Origin of the sequence: Streptomyces sp. NPDC015661, from assembly GCF_043077765.1 — a bacterium.
GTDB lineage: Bacteria > Actinomycetota > Actinomycetes > Streptomycetales > Streptomycetaceae > Streptomyces.
The window spans coordinates 71771-85285 of record NZ_JBIBST010000002.1; the positions used below are offsets into that span (position 1 = coordinate 71771).

The 13515-nt window shown below is 72.5% G+C and carries 15 protein-coding genes; 7 read left to right on the top strand and 8 right to left on the bottom strand.

Annotated features, from left to right (window positions below):
* Positions 1–5 precede the first annotated feature (5 nt).
* On the bottom strand, positions 6–389 hold the full coding sequence (locus ACF07V_RS04775) for a VOC family protein (RefSeq protein ID WP_392151446.1): 384 nt from the start codon (positions 387–389) through the stop codon (positions 6–8).
* Between the two features lie 322 nt (positions 390–711).
* Between ACF07V_RS04775 and ACF07V_RS04780 the strand changes: the two genes are divergently transcribed.
* From ACF07V_RS04780 to ACF07V_RS04795, 4 genes are all read left to right on the top strand, one after another.
* A complete protein-coding gene (locus tag ACF07V_RS04780) occupies positions 712–2205 on the top strand; it encodes an IMP dehydrogenase (RefSeq protein ID WP_392151447.1) in 1494 nt (497 codons plus the stop codon).
* Positions 2206–2296: 91 nt separating this feature from the next.
* Entirely contained in the window at positions 2297–2794 is a 498-nt protein-coding gene (locus ACF07V_RS04785) for a hypothetical protein (RefSeq protein ID WP_392151448.1), read from the top strand.
* A gap of 25 nt (positions 2795–2819) precedes the next feature.
* The gene (locus tag ACF07V_RS04790) at positions 2820–3410 is read left to right on the top strand and encodes a GNAT family N-acetyltransferase (RefSeq protein ID WP_392151449.1); all 591 of its coding nucleotides are present in this window, start codon (positions 2820–2822) and stop codon (positions 3408–3410) included.
* A gap of 322 nt (positions 3411–3732) precedes the next feature.
* The gene (locus tag ACF07V_RS04795; protein WP_392151450.1) at positions 3733–4182 is read left to right on the top strand and encodes a hypothetical protein; all 450 of its coding nucleotides are present in this window, start codon (positions 3733–3735) and stop codon (positions 4180–4182) included.
* An 82-nt stretch (positions 4183–4264) separates the two neighbouring features.
* On the opposite strand, the gene ACF07V_RS04800 is transcribed toward ACF07V_RS04795, so the two are convergent.
* Positions 4265–5242 carry a zinc-binding alcohol dehydrogenase family protein gene (locus ACF07V_RS04800; protein WP_392151451.1) on the bottom strand — a complete coding sequence of 326 codons (978 nt, stop codon included), beginning with the start codon at positions 5240–5242 and terminating at the stop codon, positions 4265–4267.
* A gap of 134 nt (positions 5243–5376) precedes the next feature.
* On the opposite strand from ACF07V_RS04800, the gene ACF07V_RS04805 reads away from it, so the two are divergent.
* Complete coding sequence (locus tag ACF07V_RS04805; protein WP_392151452.1) at positions 5377–5721, top strand: ArsR/SmtB family transcription factor; 345 nt, start codon at positions 5377–5379, stop codon at positions 5719–5721.
* 13 nt (positions 5722–5734) lie between these two features.
* Here the strand turns inward: ACF07V_RS04805 and ACF07V_RS04810 are convergent, their stop codons facing one another.
* The gene (locus tag ACF07V_RS04810) at positions 5735–6616 is read right to left on the bottom strand and encodes a hypothetical protein (protein WP_392151453.1); all 882 of its coding nucleotides are present in this window, start codon (positions 6614–6616) and stop codon (positions 5735–5737) included.
* Positions 6617–6802: 186 nt separating this feature from the next.
* On the opposite strand from ACF07V_RS04810, the gene ACF07V_RS04815 reads away from it, so the two are divergent.
* Entirely contained in the window at positions 6803–7996 is a 1194-nt protein-coding gene (locus ACF07V_RS04815; protein ID WP_392151454.1) for an MFS transporter, read from the top strand.
* A 35-nt stretch (positions 7997–8031) separates the two neighbouring features.
* On the opposite strand, the gene ACF07V_RS04820 is transcribed toward ACF07V_RS04815, so the two are convergent.
* The 4 genes from ACF07V_RS04820 to ACF07V_RS04835 form a co-directional block, all read right to left on the bottom strand.
* Complete coding sequence (locus tag ACF07V_RS04820; protein ID WP_392151455.1) at positions 8032–9111, bottom strand: sensor histidine kinase; 1080 nt, start codon at positions 9109–9111, stop codon at positions 8032–8034.
* Positions 9104–9775 (bottom strand): response regulator transcription factor, encoded by a 672-nt coding sequence (locus tag ACF07V_RS04825; protein ID WP_392151456.1) that lies wholly within the window; start codon positions 9773–9775, stop codon positions 9104–9106. Before ACF07V_RS04825 ends, ACF07V_RS04820 begins: the two co-directional genes overlap by 8 nt.
* Before the next feature lie 9 nt (positions 9776–9784).
* Positions 9785–10495 (bottom strand): VanZ family protein, encoded by a 711-nt coding sequence (locus ACF07V_RS04830; protein WP_392151457.1) that lies wholly within the window; start codon positions 10493–10495, stop codon positions 9785–9787.
* A gap of 93 nt (positions 10496–10588) precedes the next feature.
* Positions 10589–11122, bottom strand: coding sequence for a GNAT family N-acetyltransferase (locus tag ACF07V_RS04835; RefSeq protein WP_392151458.1), 534 nt, complete (start codon positions 11120–11122; stop codon positions 10589–10591).
* Positions 11123–11274: 152 nt separating this feature from the next.
* Between ACF07V_RS04835 and ACF07V_RS04840 the strand changes: the two genes are divergently transcribed.
* Positions 11275–12501: a PP2C family protein-serine/threonine phosphatase gene (locus ACF07V_RS04840; protein ID WP_392151459.1), complete on the top strand. Its 1227-nt coding sequence runs from the start codon at positions 11275–11277 to the stop codon at positions 12499–12501.
* Positions 12502–12506: 5 nt separating this feature from the next.
* Here ACF07V_RS04840 and ACF07V_RS04845 read toward each other — a convergent pair whose 3' ends face one another.
* Positions 12507–13466 carry a restriction endonuclease gene (locus ACF07V_RS04845; protein ID WP_392151460.1) on the bottom strand — a complete coding sequence of 320 codons (960 nt, stop codon included), beginning with the start codon at positions 13464–13466 and terminating at the stop codon, positions 12507–12509.
* Positions 13467–13515: the final 49 nt, after the last annotated feature.

A 13515-nucleotide genomic window follows, 5' to 3' on the forward strand; every position in this document is an offset into this window, starting at 1 on the left:
GGGCGTCAGGACGTCGCGGACGCCCGGTCGGAATCGCTGCGCAGGACGCAGAACTCGTTGCCCTCGGGGTCGGCGAGGACGGCCCAGCCCGTGCCGTCGGCGTTCCGGTGGTCGCCGACGAACGTGGCGCCGAGGCCGAGGAGTCGCTCCACCTCCTGATCGCGCGAGGTCTCGGGGCGCAGGCACAGGTGGAGCCGGTTCTTCACCGTCTTCGGCTCGGGCACCTGGTTGAAGTACAGCACCGGGCCCTCCGCGAGGAGCACCTGCGTCTCCAGGGCGCCCGGCCTGTCCTCCGGATCCAGCGGACGCCCCGTCACCGCGCTCCAGAACCGCGCGAGCCCGTAGGCGTCCGTGCAGTCGATCGCCACATTCTGCAGTACCGAAACCATGGCGGGACCCTATCCCCCGCACCTGGTCCGCCGACGGGCCCGTCGCCCTGAGCGGACGGGTGCGCACGCGCGGTGCGCTAAGATCACGTATGGCGTAATGGAAGTCAACGCCTGTGCCACATCGTGGGATTCGGGTCGGTCGCGCCTCCGCCGTCGATCCGGCCGCGTGTGTCTGCACTGCCCTCGCCGGGCGCGCCCGCTCCCGGGTTTCCGGAGCGTCTTCTTCCGTCAGTGCGCACCCGGCCGGCATCGATCCGCACTGCCCGTACGAGCCCCGCCGTTCCGTCGTTGACCGGTGTGCAGGCTCCTTGCTGGAGACGATGTGAAAATCCTTCCCGAGATCTCTCGTACGCTGAGTGAGTACCTCCTCATTCCCGGCCTGACCACAGAAGACTGCACACCGGACAATGTGGATCTCGGGGCGCCGCTGGTGCGTCACCGGGTCGGCGAGGAGCCGGGAATCCGGATCGCCACCCCGATGGTGAGCGCCATCATGCAGGCCGTGTCGTCACCGACGCTCGCGGTGGCACTCGCGCAGGCCGGCGGGCTGTCGTTCGTCCATCAGAACCAGCAGATCGAGGACCAGGCCGCGGACGTGCGGGCCGTGAAGCGGCACAAGGCCGGCTTCCGGACCAGCGAGGTCACCGTGGCGCCGACGACGCCGCTCGGAGAGGTCTCCCGGCAGCTGGCCGACACCGAGCAGGGCGTGGCCGTGGTCACGCGGAGCGGTGACGCGGACGGCGAGTTCCTCGGCATCATCAGCCTCGACGACTTCCATCTGGAGCGTCACGGGGCGACCGAGACCGCGGGCAACCGGATGCGGGGCCGTGACGGCCTGGTCACCGCGCCGGCCACGGTCTCCCTGTCCGAGGCGAACGAGCTGATCTGGCAGCACCATCTGGACGTGCTTCCCGTCCTGGAGGACGGCCGGATCGCCTCCCTCGTCCTCAAGCGGGACTACCAGGCCCACAAGACCTTCCACCGGGCGACCGTGGACGGCGAGAAGCGGCTGCGCGTGGGAGCCGGCATCAACTCCCGGGACTTCAAGGACCGCATCCCCGCTCTGGTGGAGGCCGGTGCGGACGTGCTGTGTCTGGACTCCTCCGACGGCTACTCCGTGTACCAGGCGAGGACCGTCGAGTTCGCCCGGGAGACGTACGGGGACGACGTCCACGTCGGTGCGGGGAACGTCGTGGACGGGCGGGCCTTCCGGTACCTGGCCGATGCGGGCGCGGCGTTCGTGAAGGTCGGGATCGGCGGCGGCGCCATCTGCACCACGCGGGCGCAGAAGGGCATCGGCCGCGGCCAGGCCTCCGCACTGCTCGACGTGGTCGAGGCGCGTGACGCCTACGCCCAGGAGACCGGGGTGTACGTGCCGCTGTGCTGCGACGGCGGTCTGCTCAACGACTCGCACATGGCGATGGCGCTGGCGATGGGAGCGGACTTCATCATGCTCGGCCGCTACTTCGCCCGACTCGACGAGAGCCCGTCCCGGAAGCTGCAGATCGGCGGCCAGTGGTACAAGGAGTACTGGGGTGAGGGCTCGCGGCGCGCGCAGAACGCGGCCCGCTACGGCCAGCGCGGTCAGATGGTCTTCGAGGAGGGCGTCGACGGCTACGTGCCGTACGCGGGCAGCCTCTACGACAACGTGGAGCGGACCCGTGCGAAGCTCACCTCGACGATGATCAGCTGCGGGTCGACGAACCTGCGGGACTTCCACCGCGACGCGGTGCTCGTTCCGGTGTCCGCCGAATCCTTCAAGCAGACCGGTGCCGAGGTGCAGCTGCGCCGGCCGACGGTCGACTCCGGCGAGTGATCCGACCGGCCGGGGCGGCGACCCGCCCCGGCCGGTGTCGCGTCGACGGGGGGACGAAATGCAGGGGCTTCTCGGTGGCCGACCGTGCAGGATGGTCCCCGTGAGCCCCGCCTTCGATGCGTCCGCACCCCGCCATGCCCTTCCGGGCACCCACCCGCTCTGGGACGAGGCCCTCGTCCTGGTCAACCGGGATCTCGCAGTGACCCTGCCGGACCAAGAGCCTCTGCGGCTCCTCGCAGTGCCGGAGTACGACGGGGGCGAGGGCGAGAACGTCTACGTGGCCCTGGCCAACGGCGAATGGCACGGCAACTTCCTGGATCCGGAGTCGGCCGACGATCCGGTGCGCGCCCTGATGGCCGTCGTCGACGCCGCGCAGGAGACCGTCACCGAGCTACTGTGGCAGGCATGGCCCCTCTGCGGGGAGCACGACCTCGGCATGCATCCATATCTGACGGACGGGCCGCCGTCCTGGTGGTGCGCGGGCGGGCGCGTCCCGCGCGATGCCGCGCACGTCCGTGCGGCCGTGGGCGCCCTCGACGCCCTCGACCGCCCGCACCGGCCGAACCGCAAGCGCCGGCGCCGGCCCTGACGTCGGGATGGCTAGGCTGTCGATCATGAAGCCTGGCCTGCCCCACGACGCGACCGTCAAGCCCGCCGTCCTCGACACCGTGGAGCTGACCTCCGATCCCGCCCTGCGGAAACGGTTCGCCGGGTCGGCGCACCGGATCCTGGCGGACCTGGTCCGTGGCGGGGCCGCGCTGGGCTGGGTCGAACCGCCCTCGCCGGACGAGGTGGCGGAGCTCCTGGACCACGTCCTCGCCGCCGTACGGGCCGGGGACGCGGCCCTCCGGGTCGCCTACCTCGACCGTCGGCTCGTCGGACTGGGGTACTGGCTCCGCTACGCCCGCCCGACCCATCGGCCGCACGCCGACCTCGAAAAGATCGCGGTGGACACCTCCGCCCAGGGCCTCGGCGTCGGTCGGGCGCTGACCGCGGCCCTGATCGCCGACGCCCGGGAGGCGGGGATCGAGGTCCTCACCCTGGACGCCCGCGGCGACAACGCCTCCGCCCTGCACCTCTACCGGACGCTGGGCTTCACCGAGTACGGCCGTCTGCCCGACTTCGTCGCGGTCGGCGAACACCGCTACGACAAGGTCTTCTGCATGCTGGACCTCCGCCGGCAGGACGACAGGACCACACGCTGACGCGGCGCGGGTACCCACGCGGCGGGCTGGGAGCTGGCGGCGCCCGGCGGGGCCCGCCGCGGCGCCCACCCCCTACTCGGGTACGACGGCGCCTTGGCACCGTGGTGTGACGTGGTCGACGGTGGCTTCCCCCTACTCTCCGGGCGTCGGCAGCGGCCGACCATCACGAGAACGGGGACGGGTCATGTCATTCCTTGCCGCACGGCGTCACAACTCGCGGCCTTCGGGCTCCGGTTCGCCTGCGCTCCCGGCACGTTTCGCGCGCCGGGCCGGGTATGCCGCAGCCCTGCTTCCGGCCTCGGTGGCGACGCTCGGGGCGGTCGTGGCCGGACGTTCGGACACGGCGCGCGCCTGGTGGGCGCGGGTCGACGAGCAGGATCCGGCCGTGCGGTCGTCCACCCGGCAGCCCGGCGCGGTGCGCCTGCTCGCGCACGCGCTGGTGTGCGTACCGCTCGGGCTGCTCGCCCTCATCCCCGTCGGCATCGAGGTGCTGTTCGTCCTGCGCGGAGTGCTCTACGGTCTCGTCGACCAGGGCCCCTACGACCATTCCTGGGGCGGTCCGACCATGGCAGGGGCGTGGCTCGTGCACTTCCTCGTCGCCCTGCCGTTCGCGGCGGCCGGCCTGGGCGCCCTCTGGCTCCTGGACCGCCTGCGGTCGCGGCTCGCGGGCTGGATGTGGGGGCGCAGGGTGGGAGCGGCTCCCGTGCTGGTCCTGCTGGCGTCCTCGGTTGCCGGGGTCGTGCTGGTCATCGCCTGGATCCACCAGCTGTGAATCCGCTCCGTGAGAACTCCGCGCGCCGCCGGTCTCATCGAGGACATGCCGGCCGGAGCGGCCGGCGTTCGATCGGGCGCGGTCAGTCCTTCACGCGCAGCAGAAGCTTGCCCGTGGAGGTGCGGCCGCCCAGGAGCCGGTGGGCCTCGGCCGCTTCGGCCAGGGGGAACTCGGCGGTGACGGGCAGGGTCACCACGCCCTCCGAGACCGCGCGCAGGGCCCGCTCGGTCAGGGCGCGGGCGGCGGCGGGTGCCGTCTGCGCGAGCGACAGCACGGAGAAGCCCGCGACGGTGTGCCCCTGGCCGTACAGCTCGGGCTGGCCGACCTGCCAGGGCGCGCCGCCGCCGGCGTTGCCGAAGGACACGAGACGTCCGAAGGGGGCCAGGGCGCCCAGGCCGCGGCGCAGGGTGTCCCCGCCCACCGGGTCGAGGACGAGGTCGACTCCCCTGCCGTCGGTGGCCCGGCGGACGTCCTCGGCGAAGGTGTCGGACCCGAAGACCTCGTCGTAGCCGTACTTCAGGGCGTACGCGGCCTTCGCCTCGGTGGAGGCCACGCCGTACACGGCCCCGGCGCCCGCCGCCCGGGCCAGTTGGCCGACGGCCGTACCGATGCCGCCCGCCGCGCCGTGCACCAGCACGCTCTCCCCCGCGCGGAGCCGCCCCACCTCGTGGATCAGGGCGTGCGCGGTCGGCAGGACCGTGGGGAGCGTCGCCGCGGTCCTCGGATCGAGGCCCTCGGGGAGCGGGAAGACGGACTCGGCCTGGGCGAGGACGACTTCGGCGTATCCGCGTCCTCCGACGAGGGCGGCGACTTCCTGGCCGACCTCCAGACCGTCGACTCCCTTGCCGACGGCCAGGACGCGACCGGAGACCTCCAGGCCGGGGCGGTAGGGCAGTTCGTCGACGCGGTATCCCTCGGCGCGTGCCTTGACGTCGGCGAAGTTCACCCCCGCCCAGGCGACGTCGATGGCCACCTGGCCCGGTCCCGGCCGGGGAGTCGTGGCCTCGACGACTCGCAGGACCTCGGGACCGCCGTACTCGTGGAACTCGATCGCGCGCATGGACGAACCACCCTTCAGGAAGAGCTCGGACGGAGAGCTCGGACGGAGTGTTCAACGAGAAGCGAACACTCGCACTGTATGATGGTCATCGAACATTCGGCAAGCGAATGGATCGCGACGAAGGAGTGAGCGGGATGCCGGAGCCGGAGGGCAGCGCGGGCCATCGTGCGGCGCCCGTGCACACACACCCCGATGACGTCGCCCTCCTCACCGCGCTGTCCGCGCTCGCGGACCCCGTACGCCTCCAGTTGGTCCGCGAACTGGCCTCCCAGCCCGACTGGACGCTCAGCTGCAGCAACTTCGACGTCCCCGTGGGAAGGGCCGCCAAGAGCCACCACTTCACCGTCCTGCGCGGGGCCGGCCTCGTCGAGCAGCGCGACCAGGGCCCGAAGCGGCTGAACCGCCTCCGCCGCGAGGAATTCGACGCCCGCTTCCCCGGCCTCCTCGAACTCACCCTGCGCGCCGACGACGTGGACTGACCACCCCGGTGCGTCACCACCCGCCTTCGAAGAAGGCCAGCAGCGCCGGCCGGGGGTCGGCGGCTGTGGTCGTGTTGGCCACGGCGACCATCACCACGAACAGCGCCGCGAGCGCCGAGAGGACGCCGAACGCCGCGACGGCGCGCCTCGTTCGCCGATCGGCCGGCCCCGTCCTCCTGAACCTCCTCCAGGACAGCACGCCCAAGACGGCGAGGCCGACCGCGACCGTGGCGGCGATCACGGCCATCGCCTCGTGGTAGCGGGCGAAGTCGCCGATCATCACGTCAAGAGCGGGCGGGTCCTGGTGACCCGCGCCCGGGGCGACGGCGAGCCGCTGCCCGACCTCGCCGAGTGCGCCCGCGAGTTCACCGTCGGTCGTGCCGGCGGGCAGCATCGGCAGGAGGGAGGCGAAGGGTGCCGTCGCACCCTGGATGTTGGCCATCACCGCCGCGAGCGAGAACAGCGCGAGCAGCGTCGTGACCACGCCGGCCGCAGCGAGGGAGAACCTCTTCGCCGGCCCCAGGCCGTCGGCCCTCACGAAGGCCTTCCACAGCAGCACGCCGAGCGCGACCAACGCCGTCAGCAACAGGGCGGCGATCACGCCCTTGGCGACGTGATAGCGGGACCAGTAGTCGACGATTCCGTCCAAGTCCGCCGGGAATCGCCGCTCGCCCGCGCTCCAATACCCGACGAACGCCTTGCGGAAGGCCCCGGCAAGGACTCCCGGCTCTCCGAAGTCGTCCCCCGGGCCGGTCGCCGCCAGCGTGCGCGGGGCGAGGACGAAGGCGGCGGCGAGGGCCAGGACGGCGCCGGTGAGGAGGGCGAGTGCGCGACCGTGGAGGGCGGTCGATCGCGACGGGACCGCGGAGCCCGTCCGCGGTGTTGCTGCTGTCATACCGACCACTGTCCCGCATGAACTCCTACGGGTCACCGGAGCAGGCCGGAGTACAGGAGGTGGGGACAGCCCCACCCCGCTGGCTGCGAAGCGCGCAGAGCCCCTCGTCCCGTGGGCCCATACATGACCCGATCGCAGGCGTCGCGTTGCCGGGCTGCGGCGCGGGGCGGGGTTACCGTCGGCGGCATGGTTGGTGATCGTCAAGGGTGGCTCCGGTGTCTCCTCGCCGGAGGCGTGTTCGTCGTGGGGATGACCGGCACCACGCTGCCGACTCCGCTCTACCCGCTCTACCAGGAGAAGTTCGGCTTCTCCGAGCTGACGGTGACCGTCGTGTACGCCGTGTACGCCTTCGGGGTCATCGGCGTGCTGCTGCTCGCGGGCAACGCCTCGGACACGGTCGGCAGGCGGCCGACGCTCCTGTGGGGGCTCGGGTTCGCCGGGGCGAGCGCCGTCTGCTTCCTGAGCGCCGACGGGCTGGGCTGGCTGTACGCCGGTCGTCTGCTCTCGGGCTTCTCGGCCGGCCTGTTCACCGGGGCGGCCACCGCGTACGTCATGGATCTCGCCCCGCCCGGCGGCCAGTCCCGGGCGACGCTCGTGGCGACGGCCGCCAACATGGGCGGACTGGGCTGCGGGCCCCTGCTCGCCGGCCTGCTCGCGGAGTACGCCCCCGAGCCGCTGCTGCTCCCCTTCGCCGTGCACCTCGCCATGGTGGCCGTGTCGGCCCTCGTCCTCCTGCGGCTGCCGGAGACCGTGCGGGCCCCGCGGCCACTGACCGCCGTACGGCCACAACGGCCGGCCCTGCCCCCGCAGGTCCGCCCGGTGTTCCTCCCCGCGGCCATCGCGTCCTTCGCGGGCTTCGCCCTCTTCGGGGTGTTCACCTCGGTCAGCCCCGCCTTCCTGGCCCGCTACCTGCACGTCGACAACCACGCCGTGAGCGGTCTGATCGTCGCGCTGGCCTTCTTCGCCTCCACCGCCGGTCAGCTCGCCGTCGGCCGCCTCGGAGTGCCCCGGTCCCTGCCGTTGGGCTGCGTCGTGCTCTTCGCCGGCCTGGCGTTCCTGGCGGGGGCGCTCTCCGCGGAGCTGCTCGCGCTCGTGGTCCTCGCCGCCGTCGTCGGCGGAGTCGGCCAGGGGCTCTCCTTCCGCGCGGCACTGTCCGCCGTCGCGGCGGCCGCGCCGGTGGAGCAGCGTGCGGCGGTGATCTCGACCCTGTTCGTGGTCGCGTACACGGGAATCTCGATCCCGGTCATCGGAGTGGGCCTGCTTGCCGAGCCGCTCGGCCTGGAGCAGGCGGGCCTGGTGTTCACCGGCTGCATGCTGCTCCTGGTCACCTCGGCGGCCCTGTACCTGGTGCGCCGGCCGGTGCGGACGGGGGCGGCGTGAGAGCCCGGGGCGCCACCGGGGTCCACGGCGCGGTGCTACGGCGCGCCGGGAAGCCGGACCGTGACGCGGAGACCGCCGACGGGGCGAGGGGCGAGGTCGAGGGTCCCGTCGTGGGCGCGGACGACGCTGTGCACGAGGGCGAGGCCCAGGCCGGCGCCGGCGTGCTCGTCGGTGCGTACGCGTTCCGTTCCGCGCCGGAAGGGCTCGGTGAGGGTCGGCACCACGTCCGGTGACAGCGGCTGCCCCGTGTTCTCGACCCGCACCACGGCGGCGCCGTCCTGCGTCTCGGTGTGGACCGTCACGGTGCCCCCGGAGGGGAGGTTGTGGACGACGGCGTTCTGGACGAGGTTCGTGACCATCCGCAGCAGGAGTTCTGCGGAGCCGCGGGTGCGGGCCTCGCCGCCGGTGACGTCGAGTGTGATCCGGCGCTGTTCGGCGAGCGGGAGCAGGTTTTCGGCTGCCTCCTCGGCGACGAGGGACAGGTCGACGCTCTCCCGGGTGAAGCTTCCGCCGTCGCTGCGGCTGAGCAGGAGCAGGGCCTCGGTGAGGCCGATCGCCCGGGTGTTGACGGTCTGCAGACGTTCGATGAGTTCGTCCCGGTCGCGTGTGGGGTCCTTGCGGGCGACGTCGAGGAGCGTGCGCGAGACGGCCAGCGGGGTGCGCAGTTCGTGGGAGGCGTTCGCGGCGAAGCGCTGCTGCTCCGCGACGTGGGACTCGAGTTGTTCGAGCATCGAGTCGAAGGCGTCGGACAGCTCGCGGAATTCGTCCCGGCGGCCTTTCATGCGGATGCGATGGGACAGGGAACCGCTTCCTGCCGTCCGTGCCGCGGCCGTGATCCGGGTGAGCGGTGCGAGCATCCGGCCGGCGAGGATCCACCCTCCGACGAGGCCGAACACCAGCAGGAAGGCCATCGCCACGGCCGCGGCGGGGGCGAAGGTGTGCACGAGGAGGTACCGGTTGGGCGAGATCCCGAGAAGACCCTGCGAGTTGTCCGGTACGTAGCGCAGCAGGAACCCCCACACCACGGCGAGCATGAGGGCGCCGGCGACGGCGAGGAACCCGGCGTAGCTGAGGGTGAGTTTCAGCCGGGCGCTGAGCCCCGGGCGCCTATCCACGCGCGCCGGAGTCGATGCGGTACCCGACGCCGGGCACGGTGGCGATGATCCAGGGTTCGCCGAGCCGTTTGCGCAGGGCGGAGACGGTGATGCGGACGGCGTTGGTGAGGGGGTCGGCGTTCTCGTCCCAGGCCCGTTCGAGGAGCTCTTCGGCACTGACGACACCGCCCTCGGCGGCGACGAGGACTTCGAGGACGGCGAACTGTTTACGGGTGAGCGCGACGTAACGTCCGTCGCGGAAGACCTCCCGGCGGAAGGGGTCCAGCCGCAGGCCGGCGATCTCGCGGACCGGGGGCCTGGCGTGTGCGCGGCGGCGGTCGAGGGCCCTGAGCCGCAGGACGAGCTCGCGCAGGTCGAACGGTTTGGTGAGGTAGTCGTCGGCTCCGAGCTCGAACCCGGAGGCCTTGTCGTCGATCCGGTCGGCGGCGGTGAGCATGAGGATCGGGATGCCGCTGCCGGAGGCGACGATGCGCCGGGCGACCTCGTCGCCGGAGGGTCCGGGGATGTCGCGGTCCAGGACCGCGAGGTCGTAGGTGTGGACGCCGAGCATTTCCAGCGCGGAGTCGCCGTCGCCGGCGATGTCGGCGGCGATCGCTTCCAGGCGGAGCCCGTCACGGACTGCTTCGGCCAGGTAGGGCTCGTCCTCCACGATCAGTACACGCATGCCTCAAGCCTAAGCAGCACCGTGGAATGCCGGTGCCGGGCGAGGAGCGTCCGACGGTCCTTCCCCCGGAGCGCGCCACCAGCGGCGCGAGGCGAGCGCCGCCAGGACGGCGCCGGTGGTGTTGACCAGGACGTCGTCGACGGAGGAGACCCGGTCGAGCCGCAGGACGTACTGTGCGGTCTCGACCAGGACCGAGCAGCCCGCCGCGAGCGCGAGGATCCGCGGCACGGAGGCCAGCGCCGCGTACCGCATCGGGGCGAAGAACCCGAGCGACGCGAAGACCAACAGGTTTCCGGCGATCCCGAGCGACCCCATCGTGACCAGGTCCCGCAGCGGGACCAGGCTCACCCGGCCGGGGACGACACCGGCGCCGGCGCCCGGCATCATGGTCAGCCACAGGAACGGCACCGTCCCGTGGACCATGCCCACCTCGGCCAGCGAGATCCGCCACGCCGAGGCGACTCCCGCGGCACGCCGCCAGGACGCCAGACCCCACGCCACCAGGACGGCCAGGGGCAGCGTGACCAGCGTCATGAGCACGACGCCGTTGAACGTGTCGAAGCATCCGTGCCACTGCCCGGCCACGCACCGCGGGGCGGCCATCAGGAGCGGCCCCCGCAGGACGAACAGGCCGCCCGCCAGGCCGAGCACCGCGAGACCGGGGAACACGATCCTGCGGGCACGGCGGGGCGGTACGGACAGAGAGGTGTGGTCGTTCATCCCCCTATTGCAGCCGGGAGCCCGTTGCCCCGGCGTCTCCGATTTTCGATATGCCCGCGATACACGGAGGCCGGCCCCGGGCCCCGCCGTCGGTCACATGGGGAGCGAGAGCAGCCGGACCTCTCCGGGCGGCCAGGTCGCGTCGGCGTGCAGCGGTGTCCACATCGTCCGGAGCGGCATGATCACGGGCCCCTCGGGTTGTTCGACGTGGACGGGCTGTTCGAGGAGGTGCCAGCCGAGTCGCCGGTAGAGCGCGACGAGTGGTGGCCGGCAGAAGAGGAGCCCGTGCCGGGGCCCCAGCGTCCGGGCGTGGTCCAGGGCCGCCGAGAGGACCGCGCGCGCCAGTCCATGGCCGCGAAGGTCGGGGGCGACGGCCACGCCGCCGACGCCCACGGCCTGGGTGTCAGCGCCGCCGATCGACAGGGGGAGCCGCAGCAGGCCGGCGTGGGCGACGAGGCGGTCCTGCTGTCTGATGCCGAAGTGTTGCTTCTTGGGCAGCCAGGTCAGCCCGGCGTCCGCGACCCCGAAGGGGTCGGCACCGTCGCCGAGGATCTCGTCCTGGTCGGCCTTCGTGTACGCCGCCAGCCGCACCACGGCCGGTGACGCGGAGGAGTGGTGATCTGTCATCCCGACATGATCGCTTCGTTTCGGCGCCCGGCAAGGGGGCCGGGGCGGACCACGGCCTCCGGACGGGCGCCGTCCGGAGGCCGTGGTCGTGGGTCGCGCCTATCGTGGGGGCAGTCTCACTGCCGGACCCGCGGCGGACGGGCAGGTGAAGGGTGAACGGACCCGGGATCGATTACGAGGCGGTGTTCCAGGCCCTGCCGGGTGGTGTCGCGCTGCTCACCCCCGGGCTCGTCTACGCGGACGTCAACGAGGCGTTTCTGTCGATGTCCGGCCGGACGCGCGAGCAGGTCGTCGGCCGGTACCTCTTCGACGTCTTCCCCGACAACCCGGACGACCCGTCCGCGACCGGCGTGCGGAACCTGCGCGCCTCCCTGGAGCGGGTCCTCGCCACCGGGGCACCCGACAGCATGGCGCTGCAGCGCTACGACGTCGAGTCCCCCGACCGGCCCGGGCAGTGGCAGGAGCGGTACTGGAGCCCGGTCAACGCCCCCGTCCTCGCGCCCGACGGCTCCGTGGCTCTGCTTCTGCACCGCGTGGAGGAGGTGACCGAACTGATCCAGGCCCGCGGCGGGGGCGGTGCCGGGGAGCGCGCCCAGGTCCTGGAGTCCGAGCTATACACCCGCGCGAAGGAGCTGCAGGCGGTCAACGAACGCCTGCGCCGGGCGCACGCCCACGAGCGGGAGGTGGCCCTCCACCTCCAGGAGGCGATGCTGCCCGCGCCGCACCCCCTCGGTCACCACCACGCCGCCGTGCGCTACCGGCCCGCCACCGGAGCGCTCAACGTCTGCGGCGACTGGTACGACCTGGTCGAGCTGCCCGGCCGCACCGCGGTCGCCGTGGGCGACGTCGTCGGCCACGGTCTGCGCGCCGCCGGCGTGATGGGACTCCTCCGCAGCGCCCTGTCGGCGGCTTCGCGCGTCGCCGACGGCCCCGCCCGTGCCCTCGAAGTCCTGGACCTGTACTCGCGCGACGTCCCGGGCGCCGAGTCCACGACCGCCGTGTCCGTCGTGATCGACTGGACGAACCGTGTCCTGACGTACAGCAGCGCCGGCCATCCCCCACCCGTCCTCTGCCACCCCGACGGCACCGTCGAGTTCCTCGACCGGGCCACCGACCCCCCGCTCGGCGCCCTCCCCGAACACGCGCCCCGGCCGCAGGCCCGGGTCTCCTTCACCGACGGCACGGTCCTCGCCGTCTACACCGACGGTCTCGTCGAACGCCGCCGTGAGGACATCGACACCAGCCTGACCAGGCTCGCCGACGCGCTCACCCGGCACCGGGCCGTCCCTCCCGAGTCCCTCGCCGACATCCTGCTCGCCGAGCTCACCCCGCCCACCGGCATCACCGACGACACGGCCCTGGTCCTCCTCCGGCTCTGACGCCCTCAGGCGAGTCCGAGGGGCTTCCCGAAGGTCGCCCAGGCGCGCAGCGCTCCCCTGTCCATCAGTCTGATCCCGTAACGCGCCGCGGCTGCCTCCGCCTGGGCGGTGAAGCGGGCGTTCGTCACCATGAGGGGATGGGTCGCCCGGTGGTCGGGCCGGGCCGTGCCGTTGAAGGTCTGGACATCGGACACCCCGATCGCCGCGCCCGGCTTCCTGCGCAGCTTGCACTGCACGACGATCCGCTCCCCGTTGCCGCCCATCGCGATGACGTCCGCTCCCCCGTCGCCCGCGCCGCCGTGCGCGCGCCGCACCTCGCAGCCGTCGCGCTCCAGGAGCGAGGCGATCAGCTCCTCGAAGCCGCGACTGGACAGGGCGCGGATCTCCTCCAGGGAGATGCTGTCCCCGCTCCGCAGGTACTCCTGGCGCCGCTCTTCCTCCAGGGCCAGCTCGCGCATCTCCTCCCGGTACGTCTCCAGAGCGCGGTCGAGGTCCGCTCGTGCCCGCGTCGACTCCGCGAGCAGCTCCCCCAGGGGTGCCGCCTTGGCCGAGGGGAACTCGGTACGCCGCTCCCTCACCAGCCGGCCGAGGTCCGCCATGACCTGGTCGCGGGCCTTCTCGCACCACTCCACGGCCCTCTCCGTACGGGACACCAGCTCCCGCAGTTCTCCCTCGAGGATCTTCTCCGCCGCGCAACGGCCGTACCGCACGGTGTCCTGTGGGGTCGCCGCGTCCCTGAGACCGCGCAGGGACGTCCGGCAGCGGCCGAGTTCCGCGTCCGCCTCCTCCCGCAGGGCGTGCCATTCGGCCAGCAGGTCATGCGCGAGCCGCCCCTCCGTCACCCAGGCGAAGGCGGCCTCCAGGTCCACCTGCGTCGCCCGTTCACGCGCCGACTCCAGGAGGCGCCGCACCGTGCGCTCAGGTGCGGGGCGGACCTTGTCCACGGAAGGCTCCATCACGTTCATGGGTGCACCCTAGAGAGACGCACTGACACCGCCCTTCGTGCGGCAACAC